16 protein-coding genes and 2 pseudogenes are annotated in these 17,717 nt (G+C 63.8%); 13 read left to right on the top strand and 5 right to left on the bottom strand.

The window, feature by feature from the left end:
• Positions 1–28: 28 nt before the first annotated feature.
• From ubiE to D886_RS28690, 13 genes and pseudogenes are all read left to right on the top strand, one after another.
• On the top strand, positions 29–799 hold the full coding sequence (ubiE, locus tag D886_RS0102625; protein ID WP_012312396.1) for a bifunctional demethylmenaquinone methyltransferase/2-methoxy-6-polyprenyl-1,4-benzoquinol methylase UbiE: 771 nt from the start codon (positions 29–31) through the stop codon (positions 797–799).
• The gene (locus D886_RS0102620) at positions 799–1,422 is read left to right on the top strand and encodes an SCP2 domain-containing protein (RefSeq protein ID WP_027592416.1); all 624 of its coding nucleotides are present in this window, start codon (positions 799–801) and stop codon (positions 1,420–1,422) included. Before ubiE ends, D886_RS0102620 begins: the two co-directional genes overlap by 1 nt.
• The gene (gene ubiB, locus D886_RS0102615; protein ID WP_027592415.1) at positions 1,419–3,038 is read left to right on the top strand and encodes a ubiquinone biosynthesis regulatory protein kinase UbiB; all 1,620 of its coding nucleotides are present in this window, start codon (positions 1,419–1,421) and stop codon (positions 3,036–3,038) included. Before D886_RS0102620 ends, ubiB begins: the two co-directional genes overlap by 4 nt.
• 72 nt (positions 3,039–3,110) lie before the next feature.
• Entirely contained in the window at positions 3,111–3,503 is a 393-nt protein-coding gene (gene hisI, locus D886_RS0102610; protein WP_027592414.1) for a phosphoribosyl-AMP cyclohydrolase, read from the top strand.
• 1 nt (position 3,504) lies between these two features.
• Positions 3,505–3,840, top strand: coding sequence for a phosphoribosyl-ATP diphosphatase (locus D886_RS0102605; protein WP_027592413.1), 336 nt, complete (start codon positions 3,505–3,507; stop codon positions 3,838–3,840).
• 25 nt (positions 3,841–3,865) lie between these two features.
• Positions 3,866–4,138: a twin-arginine translocase TatA/TatE family subunit gene (locus tag D886_RS26700; protein WP_033693915.1), complete on the top strand. Its 273-nt coding sequence runs from the start codon at positions 3,866–3,868 to the stop codon at positions 4,136–4,138.
• Positions 4,139–4,141: 3 nt separating this feature from the next.
• Positions 4,142–4,528, top strand: a complete 387-nt coding sequence (tatB, locus tag D886_RS0102595) for a Sec-independent protein translocase protein TatB (RefSeq protein WP_027592412.1) — start codon at positions 4,142–4,144, stop codon at positions 4,526–4,528.
• Entirely contained in the window at positions 4,525–5,313 is a 789-nt protein-coding gene (gene tatC, locus D886_RS0102590) for a twin-arginine translocase subunit TatC (RefSeq protein ID WP_027592411.1), read from the top strand. The genes tatB and tatC overlap by 4 nt, the downstream gene beginning before the upstream one ends.
• Entirely contained in the window at positions 5,310–6,017 is a 708-nt protein-coding gene (locus D886_RS0102585) for a 16S rRNA (uracil(1498)-N(3))-methyltransferase (RefSeq protein WP_027592410.1), read from the top strand. Before tatC ends, D886_RS0102585 begins: the two co-directional genes overlap by 4 nt.
• 47 nt (positions 6,018–6,064) lie before the next feature.
• A pseudogene (locus D886_RS28705) lies at positions 6,065–7,180 on the top strand (methyl-accepting chemotaxis protein); the annotation flags it as partial.
• Positions 7,163–8,035, top strand: coding sequence for a methyl-accepting chemotaxis protein (locus tag D886_RS28700; RefSeq protein ID WP_371097101.1), 873 nt, complete (start codon positions 7,163–7,165; stop codon positions 8,033–8,035). The pseudogene D886_RS28705 and the gene D886_RS28700, both read left to right, overlap by 18 nt.
• A gap of 245 nt (positions 8,036–8,280) precedes the next feature.
• Positions 8,281–9,321: pseudogene (locus D886_RS28695) on the top strand (methyl-accepting chemotaxis protein); the annotation flags it as partial.
• A gap of 9 nt (positions 9,322–9,330) precedes the next feature.
• On the top strand, positions 9,331–10,224 hold the full coding sequence (locus tag D886_RS28690; RefSeq protein WP_371097099.1) for a methyl-accepting chemotaxis protein: 894 nt from the start codon (positions 9,331–9,333) through the stop codon (positions 10,222–10,224).
• A 129-nt stretch (positions 10,225–10,353) separates the two neighbouring features.
• Here the strand turns inward: D886_RS28690 and D886_RS0102570 are convergent, their stop codons facing one another.
• The 5 genes from D886_RS0102570 to D886_RS0102550 form a co-directional block, all read right to left on the bottom strand.
• Positions 10,354–11,088, bottom strand: coding sequence for an amino acid ABC transporter ATP-binding protein (locus tag D886_RS0102570; protein ID WP_027592407.1), 735 nt, complete (start codon positions 11,086–11,088; stop codon positions 10,354–10,356).
• A complete protein-coding gene (locus D886_RS0102565) occupies positions 11,081–12,043 on the bottom strand; it encodes an amino acid ABC transporter permease (protein WP_027592406.1) in 963 nt (320 codons plus the stop codon). The genes D886_RS0102570 and D886_RS0102565 overlap by 8 nt, the downstream gene beginning before the upstream one ends.
• A gap of 78 nt (positions 12,044–12,121) precedes the next feature.
• Complete coding sequence (locus D886_RS0102560; protein ID WP_027592405.1) at positions 12,122–12,919, bottom strand: transporter substrate-binding domain-containing protein; 798 nt, start codon at positions 12,917–12,919, stop codon at positions 12,122–12,124.
• 280 nt (positions 12,920–13,199) lie between these two features.
• Positions 13,200–15,773 (bottom strand): glucans biosynthesis glucosyltransferase MdoH, encoded by a 2,574-nt coding sequence (gene mdoH, locus D886_RS0102555; protein ID WP_027592404.1) that lies wholly within the window; start codon positions 15,771–15,773, stop codon positions 13,200–13,202.
• Positions 15,766–17,490, bottom strand: coding sequence for a glucan biosynthesis protein G (locus D886_RS0102550; RefSeq protein WP_216642083.1), 1,725 nt, complete (start codon positions 17,488–17,490; stop codon positions 15,766–15,768). Before D886_RS0102550 ends, mdoH begins: the two co-directional genes overlap by 8 nt.
• Positions 17,491–17,717 lie beyond the last annotated feature (227 nt).

Below are 17,717 nucleotides of genomic sequence, written 5' to 3'. Positions count from 1 at the left end.
TGGCGGTAATTTTTTCCGGTGAAGCGATATGAACGACCAGCGCAAAGGCGAACACGCCGAACCCACCACCCATTTTGGCTACCAGGACGTCCCGGAGAGCCAAAAGGCGAAGAAAGTCGCCGAGGTGTTCCACTCCGTGGCCGCCAAGTACGACCTGATGAACGACGTGCTTTCCGGCGGCATGCACCGCCTGTGGAAGCGCTTCACCATCGAGCTGTCGGGCGTGCGCAGCGGCAACCGCGTGCTGGACATCGCCGGCGGTACCGGTGACCTGGCCGCCAAGTTCTCGCGCCTTGTAGGCCCGACCGGGCAAGTAGTGCTCGCCGACATCAACGATTCGATGCTCAAGGTCGGCCGTGACCGCCTGCTCGACCGTGGCGTGGCCGGCAACATCGAGTTCGTCCAGGCCGACGCCGAGAAGCTGCCGTTCCCGGACAACCACTTCGACTGCGTGACCATCGCCTTCGGCCTGCGCAACGTCACCCACAAAGACGAAGCCATTCGCTCGATGCTGCGCGTGCTCAAGCCCGGCGGCCGCCTGTTGATCCTGGAGTTCTCCAAGCCGACCAACAAGCTGATGTCCAAGGCCTATGACGCCTACTCGTTCGCCTTCATGCCACTGGCCGGCAAGCTGATCACCAACGACTCGGAAAGCTACCGCTACCTGGCCGAATCGATCCGCATGCACCCCGACCAGGAAACCCTCAAGGCCATGATGGTCGACGCCGGCTTCGACCGCGTCACCTACCACAACATGACCAGCGGTATCGTCGCCGTGCACCGGGGAATCAAGCCCTGATGCTGCTGGCCGGGCTGCTCGCCAGCGTCGAACATGGCCTGAACCGCGTCCTGCGCATGGACAGCACGGCGCTGCCGCGGCTGGCCGCGCTCGAAGGCAAGGTCATCGAGATCGATTGCCGTCAGCCGGCCCTGCAGGTGTTCATCCTGCCCGATGAAGACGGCCTGATGCTGGCCGCGCACTGGGAGGGCGAGGTCGACTGCAGCCTGCGCGCCCCTGCCGGCAGCCTGGCGCAACTGGCCCTGGCCAAGGACAAGACCGCCGTGCTGCACAGCCCACAGGTCGAACTGCATGGCGACAGCGCTGTGTTGCTCGACCTGTTCGGCGTGCTGCAAGACCTCGAACTGGACTGGGAGCACGAGCTGCAGCGCTGGCTCGGCCCGGTGGCCACGGCGTTGCTGGCCGGCCACATTCGCCTGCGCGCGCGCTGGACCCGTCAAGGCCTGACGCGCTTCAGCCAAAACCTCTCCGAGTACCTGGCCGAAGAGTCGCGCACCCTGGTGGGCAAACGCGAAGCCGAAGCCGCCTTCAGCGAGCTCGATACCCTGAAGGTCGATATAGAACGCCTCGAGGCGCGCCTGCAGCGCCTCTCCCGATCCCTTGATACCAGCGATAACGCATGAAGCTGCTCGCCGTCCGCCGTCTCTTTCGCATCCAGCGTGTGGTGATCCGCTACCGTCTCGATGACCTGTTGTTCGACCTGCCCCTGCCCTGGTGGCTGATGAGCCTGCGCCTGCTGATGCCTTGGCGCTGGCTGCCGCGCAAGCCCTCCGCGCTCAGCCGCGGTGCGCGCCTGCGCCTGGCGCTGCAGGACCTGGGGCCGATTTTCATCAAGTTCGGTCAACTGCTGTCCACCCGCCGCGACCTGCTGCCCACCGACATCGCCGACGAACTGATGGGGCTGCAAGACCGCGTGCCGCCGTTCGACCCGAAACAGGCCGTGGCGTTGATCGAAGAACAGCTCGGCGCCAAGGTTGGCGAGGTTTTCAGCCGTTTCGACGTCGAGCCACTGGCCTCGGCCTCGGTGGCCCAGGTACACGCCGCCCGCCTGAAAAGCGGCGAAGAAGTCGTGGTCAAGGTGGTCCGCCCGGGCCTCAAGCCGGTCATCGCTCAAGACCTGGCCTGGTTGTTCCTGATCGCCAAGGGCGCCGAGCGGGTGTCTGCCGACGCCCGCCGCCTGCACCCGGTGGAGGTGGTCAACGATTACGAAAAGACCATCTACGACGAACTCGACCTGCTTCGCGAGGCGGCCAACGCCAGCCAGCTGCGGCGCAACTTCGAAGGCTCCGAGCTGATGTACGTGCCCCAGGTGTACTGGGACCTGTGCCGGCCCAAGGTGCTGGTGATGGAGCGTATCTACGGCGTGCCGGTCACCGACATGGCGACCCTGGCCGACCAGCGCACCGACATGAAGCTGCTGGCCGAACGGGGTGTGGAGGTGTTCTTCACCCAGGTGTTCCGCGACAGCTTCTTCCATGCCGACATGCACCCCGGCAACATCTTCGTCAGCACGGTCAAGCCGTGGAGCCCGCAGTACATCGCCATCGACTGCGGCATCGTCGGCAGCCTCACGTCAGAAGACCAGGACTACCTGGCGCGCAACCTGTTTGCCTTCTTCAAGCGTGACTACCGCCGCGTTGCGCAACTGCACATCGATTCGGGTTGGGTGCCGGCGCACACCAAGGTCAACGAATTCGAGGCGGCGATCCGTACGGTGTGCGAGCCGATCTTCGAAAAACCGTTGAAAGATATTTCCTTCGGCCAGGTGCTGATGCGCCTGTTCCAGACCGCCCGGCGCTTCAACATGGAAGTCCAGCCTCAGCTGGTGCTGTTGCAGAAGACCTTGCTCAACATCGAAGGCCTGGGCCGTCAGCTCTACCCGGACCTGGACCTGTGGAGCACCGCCAAGCCGTTCCTGGAACGCTGGATGCGCGAGCGCTACAGCCCCAAGGCCATGGTCGGCAATCTGTACAGCCAGGCCGAGCAGCTGCCGCACCTGGCCGGCATGACCCGCGACCTGCTTGAGCGCCTGTCGCAACCGCACCTGCACGACCCGCAGTTGCCCGAGCGCCGCCGCCAAGGTGACCGCTGGGCGCTGCGCCTGCTGGGCGCAGGCTTGCTCGGGGGGGGCGCGGTGCTGGCCGCAGGCGCCGCCGAGGCCGCCAGCCTGGCCGCCCCGGCCGCTTGGCCAGCCTGGCTGATGCTGGCCGCCGGCCTTTACCTGATCGTGCGCCAATAGCCAGCCGGCCCGCTGGCTGGCACACTAGCGCAAAGGGCCCGGCACAGGAGCGGGCCCGTTTTGGAGTGGACGATGAAAGACTGGCTGGACGAGATCAAGTGGAACAGCGACGGCCTGGTACCGGCCATTGCCCAGGACCACAAGACCGGACGCGTGCTGATGATGGCCTGGATGAACCGCGAGTCCCTGGCCCTGACCGCCGCCGAGCAACGCGCCATCTACTGGTCGCGCTCGCGTGGCAAGCTGTGGCGCAAGGGCGAGGAATCTGGCCATGTGCAAAAACTGCACGAAATGCGCCTGGACTGTGATGCCGACGTGATCATCCTGATGGTCGAGCAACTGGGCCATATCGCCTGCCATACCGGCCGCGAAAGCTGCTTCTACCGCGTCTTCGAAGACGGCCAGTGGAAAACCGTCGACCCGGTCCTGAAGGACCCGGACGCCATTTATAGCGCAGGACACTGACATGAGCGACACCCTCAACCGCCTGGCCGACGTGCTGGAACAACGCAAGCACGCGGCACCCGACAGCTCCTACGTGGCAAGCCTGCATCACAAGGGCTTGAACAAGATCCTCGAAAAGCTCGGCGAAGAGTCTATCGAAACGATCATCGCCGCCAAGGACGCCGCTGTCAGCAAGGATTACAGCGATGTCATCTATGAAACCGCCGACCTGTGGTTTCATAGCTTGGTCATGCTCAGCGCGTTGGGGCAACACCCACAGGCCGTGCTCGATGAACTGGAGCGCCGTTTCGGGCTTTCCGGGCATGACGAGAAGGCTGCGCGTCAACCTTCCGCCTGACTGTATAGAATTCTAGGAGAGCAACATGGGTATCTTTGACTGGAAACATTGGATTGTCCTGCTGGTCGTCGTCGTTTTGGTGTTCGGCACCAAGAAGCTGAAAAACTTTGGCAGCGACCTCGGCGAGTCGATCAAAGGCTTCCGCAAGGCCATGAACGACGAAGAAAACAAGCCGGCCGAGCAGACCCCGCCGCCTGCCCAGCCTGTGCCACCGGTGCAGAACACTGCACAACAGCCCCAGGGCCACACCATCGAAGGCCAGGCCCAGCCGGTCCAAGAGCCGCAGCGGAAAGACTGACCCATGTTCGGCATCAGTTTCAGTGAGTTGCTGCTGGTAGGCCTCGTCGCCTTGCTGGTGCTCGGCCCCGAGCGCTTGCCCGGCGCCGCGCGCACGGCAGGGCTGTGGATCGGCCGCCTCAAGCGCAGCTTCAACAGCATCAAGATGGAAGTCGAGCGCGAGATCGGTGCCGACGATATCCGTCGCCAGCTGCACAACGAGCACATCCTGCAAATGGAAGAGCAAGCCCGGCGCATCCTCAACCCCCAGACGCCGCCGGTGCAGCCCCCTGTCACCACGGCCACGGTGCAGCCGCCCGCTGGGCTCGAAGCCACGCCAGACGCTACGCCGGCCGCCCCGACAGCGCCGGCCGCCCCCTCTGAACCGCCACAACCGCCGCGAGCCCCATGAGCGAAAATCCGGAACACGACCAGCCCATGCCGCTGGTCTCGCACCTGACTGAACTGCGCACCCGCCTGTTGCGCTGTGTCGCCGTCATCTTCCTGATCTTTGCCGGGTTGTTCTCCTTCGCCCAGCAGATCTACACCTTGGTGTCCGCGCCGCTGCGCGACCACCTGCCGGCCAATGCAACGATGATCGCCACCGACGTGGCCTCGCCGTTCCTCACGCCGTTCAAGCTGACCATGATCGTTTCGCTGTTCCTGGCGATCCCGTTCATCCTTCAGCAGATCTGGGGCTTTATCGCACCTGGCCTGTATCGCCACGAAAAACGCATTGCCATACCACTGCTGGTGTCGAGCATCTTCCTGTTCTACGCCGGCATGGCCTTCGCCTATTTCCTGGTGTTCCCGCTGATTTTCGGCTTCTTCGCCAGCGCCACGCCCGAGGGTGTGTCGATGATGACCGACATCGCCAGCTACCTCGATTTCGTCATGACCCTGTTCTTCGCCTTTGGCGTCGCCTTCGAGATCCCGGTCGCCGTGGTGCTGCTGGTGTGGATCGGCGTGGTCGACGTGAAGTACCTGAAGAAGGTTCGCCCCTACGTGATCATCGGCTGCTTCGTGGTCGGCATGGTCCTGACCCCGCCAGACATCTTCTCGCAGACCCTGCTGGCCGTGCCCATGTGGCTGTTGTTTGAGGTCGGCGTGCTGTGTGGCAGCCTGATCCGCAAGCGCGGCGCGCACGATGAAGCGGCCAACGATCACAACGATCAGCCGCCAGCGACGCAACCGTGAACCTGCTGCTACTTGAAGAAGCCGATTTCATCGCGGCCGACCGCGTGGTGCTGGCCGACCGGCGTTTCACCCACATGCAGGAGATCCACAAGGTCGCGGTGGGCGATAGCCTGCGCGTCGGCCAGGTCAACGGCTTGATGGGCCGCGCCACCGTGGTGCGCCTGGAAGGCCATGAGGCAGAACTGCACGTCGGCTTCGACCAGCCACCGCCCGCCAAGCTGCCGCTGACCCTGGTGCTGGCCGTGCCGCGGCCAAAAATGCTGCGCCGGCTGTTCCAGACCATTGCCACGCTGGGTGTACCGCGCCTGATCCTGGTGAACAGCTACAAGGTCGAGAAGAGCTTCTGGCAAACGCCGTTCCTCAACCCCGACAGCATTCGTGAAAACCTCATCCTGGGCCTGGAGCAGGCACGCGACACCGTGCTGCCCGAGGTGATCATCGAGAAGCGCTTCAAGCCCTTCGTCGAAGACCGCCTGCCCGCCATTGCCGAAGGCACGCTGGGCCTGGTGGGCCACCCGGGCCCCTACCCCGCCTGCCCGCGCGCCGTCGAACAAACGGTCACCCTGGCCATTGGCCCCGAGGGCGGCTGGATCCCCTACGAGGTCGAGCTGCTGGGCAAGGCTGGCCTGGCACCGGTGCAACTGGGCGAGCGCATCCTGCGCGTGGAGACTGCCGTGACCGCGCTGCTGTCGCGCATTTTCTGACGCATCAGTCAGTCTTTTCCCCCATCAAGTTTCTCTCTCCCAGGCCGATGCCTTGGCAACACAATAATTATCCGTGCTGCCAAGTTACCGGAGAGTCGAACATGTACCGATGGTTAGCCCACTCGCTGGGGAACGTAAGCGTCAATCGCAAGCTAGGGCTAGGCTTTGGCCTGGTATTGCTCCTGACCCTGGCCATTACCCTGACCGGCTGGCACGGCCTGGACAGCGTCATCGACCGCGGTGACAAGCTGGGCAATATTTCGGTGATCCAGCAGTACACCCAAGAACTGCGCATCGCCCGCCAGCATTACCAGCGCAACCGCGATGACGCCGCCGTCGCCGAGCTGGAAAAGGCCCTGGCCAACCTCGATCGCCAAGTGACGTTGATGCTGGGCCAGATCGGCCACCCCGCCGACCGTCAGCGCCTCGAACAACAACGCGAGGCGGTGCGCATTTACCAGCAAGCGTTCAACGACCTGAAGCAGGCCGGCCAGCGCCGCGAGGCCAGCCGTAGTGTGCTCGGCGACAGTGCCGACAAGGCCGTCGAGCTGGTCGGCCGCGTGCAGCGGGGCCTGCTGAAAGGGGGCGACATCGCGCAATACCAGTATGCGGTCGAGGTAAGTGCGCTGCTGCAACAGGCGCGCTTCCAGGTCCGCGGTTATACCTACAGCGGCAACGCCGAGTTCCAACAGACCGCACTGAAGGCCATCGACGCAGCCCTGGCCGAACTCAAGGCACTGCCCGCCAAGGTGCCGGCAGAGCATGCCGCCAGCCTTGACGATGCCGCCACCGCCATGGCCGGCTACCGTGATGCGGTCAACCAGTTCAGCAACGCGCAGACGGCCAGCGAGCAAGCGCTGCAACACATGGCTGACCAAGGCACGGTGTTGCTGCAAGCCAGCCAGGCGATGACCACGTCGCAAACCGCAGTGCGCGACGCTGGCGCCACCCAGGCCAAAACCTTACTCGCCGCCGCCACCGCCTTGGCCTTAGTCCTGGGCCTGCTGGCGGCCTGGGCGATTACCCGGCAGATCATCATCCCGCTGCGCCAGACCCTCAGCGCTGCAGAGCGCGTGGCCAATGGCGACCTAAGCCATGACCTGCAGGTGCAGCGCCGCGACGAGCTGGGCCAACTGCAGGCCAGCATGCAGCGCATGACCCAAGGCTTGCGCGAATTGATCGGCGGCATCGGCGACGGCGTCACGCAAATCGCCAGCGCTGCCGAAGAGCTGTCGGCGGTCACCGAGCAGACCAGCGCCGGGGTCAACAACCAGAAGGTCGAGACCGACCAGGTGGCGACGGCCATGAACCAGATGACCGCCACCGTGCACGAGGTGGCGCGTAGCGCCGAGCAGGCCTCGGAAGCGGCTCTGATGGCCGATCAGCAGGCCCGCGAGGGCGACCGGGTGGTGGGTGAAGCGGTGGCGCAGATCGAACGCCTGGCCTGCGAAGTGGCCAACTCCAGCGAAGCGATGAACCAGCTCAAGGCCGAGAGCGACAAGATCGGCAGCGTCCTTGATGTGATCAAGTCGGTGGCCCAGCAGACCAACCTGCTGGCCCTTAACGCGGCAATCGAAGCGGCACGCGCAGGTGAAGCCGGGCGCGGCTTTGCCGTGGTGGCGGACGAAGTGCGCAGCCTGGCCCAGCGCACGCAACAGTCGACCGAAGAAATCGAAGAGTTGATCGCCGGCCTGCAAAGCGGCACCCAGCGCGTGGCCAGCGTGATGGACAACAGCCGCCAACTGACCGACAGCAGCGTCGAACTGACCCGCCGCGCGGGCGGCTCGCTGGAGACCATCACCCGGACCGTGTCGTCGATCCAGGCGATGAACCAGCAAATTGCCACGGCGGCAGAGGAACAGACGGCCGTGGCCGAGGAGATCAACCGCAGCGTGATGAATGTGCGGGACATCTCTGACCAGACGTCGGCGGCCAGTGAAGAGACGGCCAGTTCCAGTGTCGAGTTGGCGCGGTTGGGTACGCACCTCCAGGGGTTGGTCGGACGGTTCCGGCTCTGATCAGCGATTTTCGGCGCGTGTGCTCGCCTCTTCGCGGGTAAACCCGCTCCTACAGGTAAAGCGCTACCCCTGTGGGAGCGGGTTCACCCGCGAAGAGGCCGGTACAGGCAGAGCCTTCCTACCAGTTACAGCGAAATTTCCTACCTGCTTTTCAGGTCAAGTCCTACACCTCCGCTGCCGATGGGCAGGAGTGTCATGCCGGCATTGTGCCCGCACGACCTCTCTCAAATGGACGGAGACTCACCATGCTCGGTTACCTTAACCGCAGGCTCGGCAACATCGGTGTCGGCGCCAAGCTCGCCCTCGGCTTCGCCGTGGTCTTGCTGCTTACCCTGGCCACCACCCTCAGCGGTTGGCGCGCGCTGGATGGCGCCATCAGCCGTTCGGAACAACTCAGCGAAATCGGCCTGATCAACGACCTGGTCAAAGACCTTCGCGCAGAGCGCATCACCTACCGCGTGCTCAGTGATGACGCCAGCAAATCGCGTATCGTGCGCATCCTCGATCAGCTGGAAGGCATGCTGAGCACCCTGCAGCAGCGCAGCAACGTCGATGACTCACGCCAGATGCTCACCCAGAAACTGCAGCTGCTGCAGCGTGTGCGCGACGACTTCGCTGAACTGCAACGCCTGGTCGGCCAACGCCAAGCGCGGCGCGACGCGATGCAGGCACAAGAACAGAAACTCAACGACGTCATCGATGAGCTGCAGACCCAGGCTTTGCTGAAGATGCCCGACGATAGCCGGCAAAGCGGCCTATTGGGCCTGATGGACACCCTTAGCCGTCACGTCGACGTTGCCAACCAGCAGAGCCTGGTGCCGGCGTATACCTTCTCGCCCGTCGAAGACTTCGCCAAGGTCGGTGATGCTGCCTTGAATGCCGCCGACAGCAGCCTGGGGCAGTTGCTCAAGGACCTTGCGCCCTTGGGCCTGTCGCGCACATTGACCGAACAACCCGGCACCGAACTGGCCAACTACCGCGCCAGCCTGGACCAGTACCGCAGCGTCGCCATACGGGTCGAGCAGTTGCAAGGCAACATGGAAAAGATGGGCGATGAACTCAGCGCCGTGAGCGTGGAGCTGGGCGAGCGCAAAGTCGAACAACGCGACAGCGAAGCCCTGGCCGCCCGCTCGTTGCTGACCAGCGTGGCCGTACTGGCGCTGCTGGTCGGCGTGCTCGCCGCCTGGCTGATCACCTTGCAGATCACCCAACCGCTGCGCCAGACGCTGACCTTGGCCGCCCGTATCGCCAAGGGCGACCTGAGCCAGGTCGAGCCGGTGCTGCGCCGCGACGAGATGGGCCAGTTGCAGTCCAGCATGCGCGACATGACCGTGAGCCTGCGCGAGCTGATCGGCGGCATCGACCAGGGTGTCGGCCACCTGTCGCAGGCGGCCTCACAGCTGGCGGCCAGCAGCGAAGACACCAAGCTGCGCATCAGCCAGCAACGCGAAGAAACTGACCAGGTGGCCACCGCCATGAACCAGATGAGCGCGACCGTGCAGGAAGTCGCGCAAAATGCCGAGCAGGCCTCCATGGCCGCGACCAACGCCGACCAGCAGGCGCAGATGGGCGATCAGGTGGTGGCCGAAGCCATCGGCCGCATTGAGCAACTGGCCGGGCAGATGGACCATTGCCTGGCGGCCATGCAGCACCTGGCGGGCGAGAGCCAACGCATTGGCAGCATCCTAGATGTGATCAAGTCGGTGTCCGAACAGACCAACCTGCTTGCCTTGAACGCGGCGATCGAAGCGGCACGGGCTGGTGAAGCCGGGCGTGGCTTTGCCGTGGTGGCCGATGAGGTGCGGGGTTTGGCCCAGCGTACCTCTACGGCAACCGAAGAGATTGGGCAGCTGATCGACAGCCTGCACAGCGGTACTGACGAAGTGAACCGTTTACTGGACAGCAGCAAGAGCCTGACCGAGCAGAGCGTAGAGCTGAGCCGCAAGGCCGGGCATGCGCTGGGGCAGATCACCGACACGGTGTCGAGTATTCAGGGCATGAACCAGCAGATCGCCACGGCCAGTGAAGAGCAAAGCGTGGTGGCCGAACAGATCAACCGCAGTGTGCTGAATGTGCGCGATGTGTCGGACCAGACTAGCGCGGCCAGTGAACAGACGGCGGCGTCGAGCGGGGAGCTGGAGCAGTTGGGGCGGCAGTTGCGGGGGATGGTGGGGCGGTTCAGCCTTTAATACTGCTTGTGTTCATGCGCCTCCCTGTAGGAGCAGCCTTGTGCTGCGAAGAGGCCGGTAGACTACCCGTGATCTTCGCAGCGCTTACCGGCCTCTTCGCAGCACAAGGCTGCTCCTACAGGGCTGTCGTTACAGTACCTGACGCAGAAACGCCTGCGCGCGCGGGTCCTTCGGTGCATCGAAGAACTGCGCCGGTGAGGCATCTTCCAGCAACTTGCCGTGATCGAAGAACAGCACCCGGTCCGCCACTTCACGGGCAAAGCCCATTTCGTGGGTGACGCAGACCATGGTCATGCCTTCCTGGGCCAGGGTCTTCATCACGTCCAGCACCTCGCCGACCATTTCCGGGTCGAGCGCCGAGGTCGGCTCGTCGAACAGCATCACCTTCGGCTCCATCGCCAGGGCGCGGGCGATCGCCACCCGCTGCTGCTGGCCGCCAGAGAGTCGCGACGGGTACTCGTTGGCTTTCTGCGAAATACCTACTTTTTCCAGCAGCGCACGGGCCTTGGCCTCGCGCTCGGCCTTGCCGCGCTTGCGCACGACTTTTTGCGCCAGGCACAGGTTTTCCAGCACGGTCATGTGCGGGAACAGGTTGAAATGCTGGAACACCATGCCGACTTCGCGGCGGTAGGCGTTGATGTCGGTCTTCGGGTCGGCCAGTTGCAAGCCATCGATGGCGACAACGCCTTCGTCGAAATGCTCCAGGCCGTTGAGGCAGCGCAGGAAGGTCGACTTGCCCGACCCCGAGGGGCCAAGCACCACCACCACTTCGGCCTTGGCCACGCGCGTGGTGACGTTGTCCACCGCACGCACGACGTGGCCGCGGGTGTCGAAGACTTTTACCAGATCACGGACTTCAATCACTTTGCGCAAGCCTCCGCTCGAGCCGGCTGGCCAAATGCGACAGCGGCAGGTTGATCAGCAGGTACAAGCCTGCCACGCAGAACCAGATCTCGAACGTCGAGAACGAGGTGGTGATGGCCTCGCGGCCGCTCTTGGTCAGTTCGGTAATGGCAATTACCGACACCAGCGAGGTGTCCTTGACCAGGCTGATGAACTGGCCAGCCAAGGGCGGCAGCACACGCTTGAAGGCCTGGGGCAGGATCACGTGGCGCATCGACTGGCTGGCGTTCAAGCCCAGCGAACGGGCCGCCTCGTTCTGGCCGCGGGCAATCGACTGCACGCCGGCACGCACGATCTCGGCGACATAGGCGCCGGTGAACAGCGCCAGCGCAGCCACCCCGGCGAACTCGCGGGACAGGTTGAGCACAGTGCCGATGAAGAAGTAGAAGATGAAAATCTGTACCAGCAGCGGTGTGCCGCGCACCAGTTCGACGTAAACGGTCGACAGGTCACGCAGGGTCGGGTTGTTCGACAGCCGGCACAGGCCCGCGAACAGGCCGATCACCAGGCCCAGGGCACCGGACACCACCGACAGCCACAACGTGGTCCACAGGCCCCACGCCAACGGGCCGGCCGCCCAGTGGCGGGTAACACCGATCTGGTCGCCCTCAGCAACATCATCGCCACGGCTCAGCAGCAGGCTGTTGCTGTCGACGTCGAGCACCTGCTCGGCGCCCCCTTCTTCTTTCAGCGTTACGCGGGCAGTGTCACCGGAAACGACGATGTCCTGCACGGTGCCGTAGCCGGCCGCGCGCTGGGCTTCTTCGGCCTGGTAGGCAAAGTACTGCGGGACGCGGTTCCAGCGCCACTCGTAAGACATCATCGAGGTGGCCAGGTACAGGCTGACCGCCAGGCCCACCAACACCAGCGCGGTCAGCGCGTGCCAGGGCCACTGGGCTTTTTTGTGTTTGATCACGTGGGGTACTTCCGTAAATGCGAACGCGCAGGGTTTGCCTGCGCGTTGGGGTCAAAGGCTGGGCTTGTGGCCTGGGCCTTATTCCATTTCCTTCAGCCAGTCCTTGTTCTTGAACCACTTGTCGTGGATACGATCGTAGGTCCCGTCATGCTTGATCTGGTGCAGGAAGTTGTTGATGAAGTTGATGCTGTCGTAATCGCCCTTTTTCAGGCCGAACGCCAGTGGCTCGTAGGTGAAGGGTTCTTCGAGGAACAGCAGCTTGCCAGCGCCGGCCTTTTCCACCGCCACCACGTTGTACGGGGCATCGTAGACGAAGGCATCGGCCTTGCCGTTGACCACGTCCATCACCGCTTCCTGCTCGTTGTCATAGCCGTGGTACTTGGCTTTGCCGATCAGCTTCTTGGAAACCATCTCGCCGGTGGTGCCGAGCTTGGAGGTGATGCGGTACTTCTCGTTGTTCAGGTCTTTGTAGGTCTTGATCTCGCCTGCCAGCTCCTTGCGGATCAGCAGGGTCTGGCCGACCACGATGAAGGGTTCGCTGAAGTTCAGGCGCAGGTTGCGTTCCTGGGTCAGGGTCATGCCGCTGCCGATCATGTCGAACTTGTTGGTCAGCAGGGCTGGGATGATGCCGTCATAGGCGGTGGAGACCGTCTCCAGCTTGACGCCCATGGACTTGGCCATGGCCTTGAGGATATCGACTTCGAAGCCGATGATCTCGCCACGCTTGTTGGTCATCTGGAACGGCATGTAGGTAGGGTCCATGCCCACTTTCAGGGTGCCGCGCTTGACCGCGTCTTCGATGGCGCCAGCCTGGGCTGCCGAGACCGCGACCAGGGCGGTGACACCGACCAGCAGTCGCGAAAGGTATTTCTTGATCATCACCAAGTCCCCTAGCAAGAAAAGAAGCAAATCTTATTGTTGGCACGGCCGTACGGCCGAAGCGTTCTATCGGAGAGGGATGCTAACGCATGGCGGCCCGGGGACCTAGAGCTGGGGGGGACTTTGTTGGCCAAAATCCATAGGTAGCGGGAAGATTGGGTAACCCCCATCGCCGGCAAGCCGGCTCCCACAGGGCCCCACATAGCTCAAGGCTTGTGGCGTACCGGTGGGAGCCGGCTTGCCGGCGAAAGGGCCGCAGTGCGGCCCCCGGGGTCTATCAGGCGCCGACGAGTGCCGGTTGGCCTTCATTCTCTGGATGCAACGGCAACAACGGCGAGTGCGGGTCGTTGTCGATCGACGCACGCCACACATCGATCCACGCCGCGTTCTGCCCGGCCCAGACCTGCTCATGCAGGCGCGACAAGGCAACCGGGTCGCTGAGCAAGGCCAGGCGGGTGCTGAGGTCGAGCCCTTGCGGCCCCACTTCCAGCGCCTTGGCCACACGCTCGGCGCGCAGCGCTTCGATCGGCGCTGCCTGGCCATGGCGAGCCGTCGCCATGGCGCAGGCCAGGGCGTTCTGCCGTGGGTCGACCACTGCCCGCACGAAGCCGTCATGCAGGGCATGCCAGCGGTTTTCGTGGGTGTACTGGTCGGTTGCCAGCAGCTCTTGCGGCGTGGCGTATTCCTCAGGGATCAGGAACAGCTTCTCGTCCTTGGCCGCCAGGCCCAGGCGGGTACGGCTGGAAATCACCGACACCGGGATCGACAGCACCAGCGAACCCACGATCGGCGCCAGCCACCACAGGAAGCTCGGGTTCAGCCAGGCCACCAGCGCTGCCCAGGCAAAGCCCAGCAGGGTTTGTGGGCCATGGCGGCGCACGGCTTCGCTCCACGGCGTGGAGTCGTCGTCACGCTGCGGCGAGTTCCAGGTCGCGGCCCAGCCGAGGAACGCGGCCAGCACGAAGCGGGTGTGGAAGATCATGCGCACCGGCGCCAGCAGCATGGAGAACAGCATCTCCATCAGCATCGACAGGGTGACCTTGATGCGCCCGCCAAACTCGACCGCGCCCTTGGCCCAGATCAGGATGATGCTGAGCAGCTTGGGCAGGAACAGCAGCACGATGGTGGTGGAGAACAGCGCGACGGCCTTCTCCGGGTGCCATTGTGGCCACAGCGGATAAAGCTGGTAGGGCTCGATGAAGTACTGCGGCTCCATCAAGGTGTTGGTCGCCAGCAGCGCCGTCGACAGCACCAGGAAGAAGAACCACAACGGCGCCGACAGGTACGACATCACGCCGGTGAGGAACACCGCACGGTGCACCGGGTGCATACCCTTGACCAGGAACAGGCGGAAGTTCATCAGGTTGCCGTGGCACCAGCGGCGGTCGCGCTTGAGCTCGTCGAGCAGGTTCGGCGGCAGCTCTTCGTAACTGCCCGGCAGGTCGTAGGCAATCCACACGCCCCAGCCGGCACGCCGCATCAGCGCGGCTTCGACGAAGTCGTGGGAGAGGATCGCACCGGCGAACGCACCCTTACCCGGCAACGGCGCCAAGGCGCAGTGCTCGATGAACGGCTTCATGCGGATAATCGCGTTGTGGCCCCAGTAGTGCGACTCGCCCAGCTGCCAGAAGTGCAGGCCGGCGGTGAACAACGGGCCATACACGCGGGTGGCGAACTGCTGCATGCGCGCATACAGGGTATCCATGCCCGACGCCTTGGGCGCGGTCTGGATGATACCGGCGTCCGGGTTGGCCTCCATCAGGCGCACCAGGCTGCTCAGGCACTCGCCGCTCATGACGCTGTCGGCGTCGAGCACGACCATGTACTTGTACTCGCCACCCCAGCGACGGCAGAAGTCGTCGAGGTTGCCGCTCTTGCGCTTCACCCGGCGCCGACGGCGGCGGTAGAAGATGCGGCCAAAGCCTTTGGTCTCGCGGCACACGTCCAGCCAGGCCTGTTGCTCGGCCACGGCAATGTCGGTGTCGTTGGTGTCGCTGAGCACGAAGAAGTCGAAACGGTCGAGGTTGCCGCTGGCGGCCACCGACTCGAACGTTGCCCGCAGGCCGGCGAACACGCGCGGCACATCTTCGTTGCAAATCGGCATGACCAGCGCGGTGCGTGCCTCGGGTGCGATCGGCTCATTGCCGGCACTGCTGCCGGAAATGCGGTACTTGTCGCGACCGGTGAGCAGCTCGAGGAAGCCCATCAACGCGGTCCAGAAGCCCGCCGACACCCAGCAGAACAGGATGCCGAACAGAATCAGGATGGACGTCTGCAAGGCATACGGCCAGACCTGCACGACGGTATCCCACAGCGGCTGGTTGACCACCTCGTCGAGGTCGACGAACGACCAGCCCTGGTACGGCAGGATGCCCTTCATGTACCAACCGGCAACGATGGTCTGGCCGATCATCAGGGTCAGCAGGATATAACGGCGGATCGAGCCGACCGTGCGCCAGCGGGCCTTGGGCAGCTCGCGCTGCTCTGGCTGCGGCGCGTTGGTGCGCCCGGTCATGCGGCGCCACATGCGGATCAGCACGTTGGTGCGCCAAGGCTCGGGCACGACACGGGTGCGCTTGATCGGCGGTGCGATTTTCAGGCACAACCGGCCGCTGCCGTCGACGCCGAGCATTTCGGCGTCTTCGAGTTCGGCGGCGCTGCCCACGGTCAACCGCGGGCCCACCGAAGCCTGCACGGCCTCGGCGGCGTTGGCGGCCGGGTTGGCCGCCAGGCGTTGGTGCAGCTCACTGAACGAGGTGCAGCTGGCGAGTTCCGCACGCTGCTCATCGCTCAGTGGGAGGTGGGCCAGGTATTCGCCAAGCGATACCGGCCTTGCGCTTGAGTTACTCATCGGCAGGCAACTGATAGGTCCAGGTCTCGGTCAGCACTTTTTCGGTGGTGGCCGGGGTACCGTTGGTGGACGCCGCATCGGCGGCAGGTTGTTCGGCCTTGGCGTCTTTCTCGGCCTTGGCATGCTTGGCAGCGGCCTTGTCCTGCTTGGCGTCCTTGGCAGCAGGCTTGGCAGGCTCGACAGGCACGTCGCGCACCAGCGCAGCGCGCATTTCCGTCGATTTGTTGGCTTCCTTGACCTTCAACCGCAGGGTCAGGCGCCAGCCTTTGCTCTCTGGGTTATAGCGCAGGTTGTTCTCGACCACCTCGGCGTTGTCGCCGACGCTGACCTGGCTACGTACCGCGGCGTCTTCCGGCAGGGCTGCCAGGTTGGCACCGGCGAAGTCGACGATGAACGCCACGCTGCCGTCAGGCTGACGGATCAGGTTGGACTGTTTGACGTCGCCCGTGGAACGCAGGGTCTGGGTAACCGAGGCCAGGTCCTGGGCCTGGAACTGCGCTTCCTGGATGGTCCAGTGCAGGCGGTAGTCGTACTCGAACGGCTTGCCTGGCTCCGGCAAGGTCTCTGGGCTCCAGAAGGCCACGATGTTGTCGTTGGTCTCGTCGGCAGTCGGGATTTCGACCAGGTCGACGGTGCCCTTGCCCCAGTCACCTTTTGGCTCGATCCAGGCGCTTGGGCGCTTCTGGTAGTTGTCATCGAGGTCTTCATAGTCCTTGAAGTCGCGATGACGCTGCATCAGGCCGAAACCACGCGGGTTTTCGACGCTGAAGTTGCTCACGGCCAGGTGTTTCGGGTTGTTCAGCGGGCGCCACAGCCACTCGCCGTTGCCGGCATGGATCGACAGGCCTTCGGAGTCGTGCAAGGCCGGGCGGTAGTTCATGACCCGGGAAGGCTGGTTAGGGCCGAACAGGTACATGCTGGTGAGTGGCGCGATGCCCAGGCGGCTGACGTGGTCACGCAGGTAGACCCGCGACTTGACGTCGACCACGGTGTCGCTGCCCGGACGCAGGGTCAGTTTGTAGGCACCGGTGGAGCGCGGCGAGTCCAGCAGGGCGTAGATCACCAGGTGCTTGTCGGTAGCCTTCGGCTTCTCGACCCAGAACTCGGTGAACCGCGGGAACTCCTCGCCCGACGGCAGCGCGGTGTCGATGGCCAGGCCACGGGCCGACAGGCCGTACACATGGCCCTTGCCGACCACGCGGAAATAGCTGGCGCCAAGCAGGGTCATGATCTCGTCCTGCTTGTCGGCCTTGTTGATCGGGTAAAGCACGCGGAAACCGGCATAGCCCAGGTTCTTGGTGGTTTCCGGGTCGTGCGGCACGTCACCGAACTCGAAGCGGCTCGGGTCGTACTTGATTTCTTCGACCTTGGTGGCGGTGACTTCGTTGATTTTCACCGGGGTGTCGAAGTGCATGCCCTGGTGGTAGAACGACAGCTTGAAGGGGGTCTTGTCCTTGGCCCACTCGGCCTTTTCCTGCAGGAAGTGAATCTTCTGGTAGTCGGCGAACTTCATGTCGCGGAACACCGCAGGCAGATTGCTCTTCGGTGCTTCGTACTTCTGGCCGGCCAGATCCTTTGCCTTGGCTGCAACATCGTCAAGATTGAATGCCCACAGCTGGCCCGCGTTCATCAGGCCGACCAGTGCCACACTGGCCATCAGGGCCTTACGTAGCCGAATGCCGGGGATTCTTGATGCTTTATGGGGACTAACAATCACGAGCAACCCTCGCCGAAAACAGATCATGAAACCAACGGCCAGCGACTAATGCCGGGTTGGCGAGCACTGTTCGGACCCCGTGAGGGCGTAATGATTCCCCAAACGGATCCAGACAATGCTCGAGTCAGAGTGAAACGAACCTGCGAACGCAGGTCCATGCAGCGCGCGATTATCCAGCAGGTCGCGTGACAACGCATCAGGCTGGACTAACTATTTATCGTACAAAA

Origin of the sequence: Pseudomonas sp. LAIL14HWK12:I7, assembly GCF_000483465.1 — a bacterium.
GTDB lineage: Bacteria > Pseudomonadota > Gammaproteobacteria > Pseudomonadales > Pseudomonadaceae > Aquipseudomonas > Aquipseudomonas kermanshahensis.
Note: the sequence above shows the minus strand (reverse complement) of the source record. Positions and strands in the feature narration are given on the sequence as shown.

Bases quoted from the DNA above. Each gene is read 5' to 3' on its own strand.
- ubiE (WP_012312396.1), top strand. From the start codon at position 29: ATGAACGACCAGCGCAAAGGCGAACACGCCGAACCCACCACCCATTTT.
- D886_RS0102620 (WP_027592416.1), top strand. From the start codon at position 799: ATGCTGCTGGCCGGGCTGCTCGCCAGCGTCGAACATGGCCTGAACCGC.
- ubiB (WP_027592415.1), top strand. From the start codon at position 1,419: ATGAAGCTGCTCGCCGTCCGCCGTCTCTTTCGCATCCAGCGTGTGGTG.
- hisI (WP_027592414.1), top strand. From the start codon at position 3,111: ATGAAAGACTGGCTGGACGAGATCAAGTGGAACAGCGACGGCCTGGTA.
- D886_RS0102605 (WP_027592413.1), top strand. From the start codon at position 3,505: ATGAGCGACACCCTCAACCGCCTGGCCGACGTGCTGGAACAACGCAAG.
- D886_RS26700 (WP_033693915.1), top strand. From the start codon at position 3,866: ATGGGTATCTTTGACTGGAAACATTGGATTGTCCTGCTGGTCGTCGTC.
- tatB (WP_027592412.1), top strand. From the start codon at position 4,142: ATGTTCGGCATCAGTTTCAGTGAGTTGCTGCTGGTAGGCCTCGTCGCC.
- tatC (WP_027592411.1), top strand. From the start codon at position 4,525: ATGAGCGAAAATCCGGAACACGACCAGCCCATGCCGCTGGTCTCGCAC.
- D886_RS28700 (WP_371097101.1), top strand. From the start codon at position 7,163: ATGCAGCGCATGACCCAAGGCTTGCGCGAATTGATCGGCGGCATCGGC.
- D886_RS28690 (WP_371097099.1), top strand. From the start codon at position 9,331: ATGGGCCAGTTGCAGTCCAGCATGCGCGACATGACCGTGAGCCTGCGC.
- mdoH (WP_027592404.1), bottom strand. From the start codon at position 15,773: ATGAGTAACTCAAGCGCAAGGCCGGTATCGCTTGGCGAATACCTGGCC.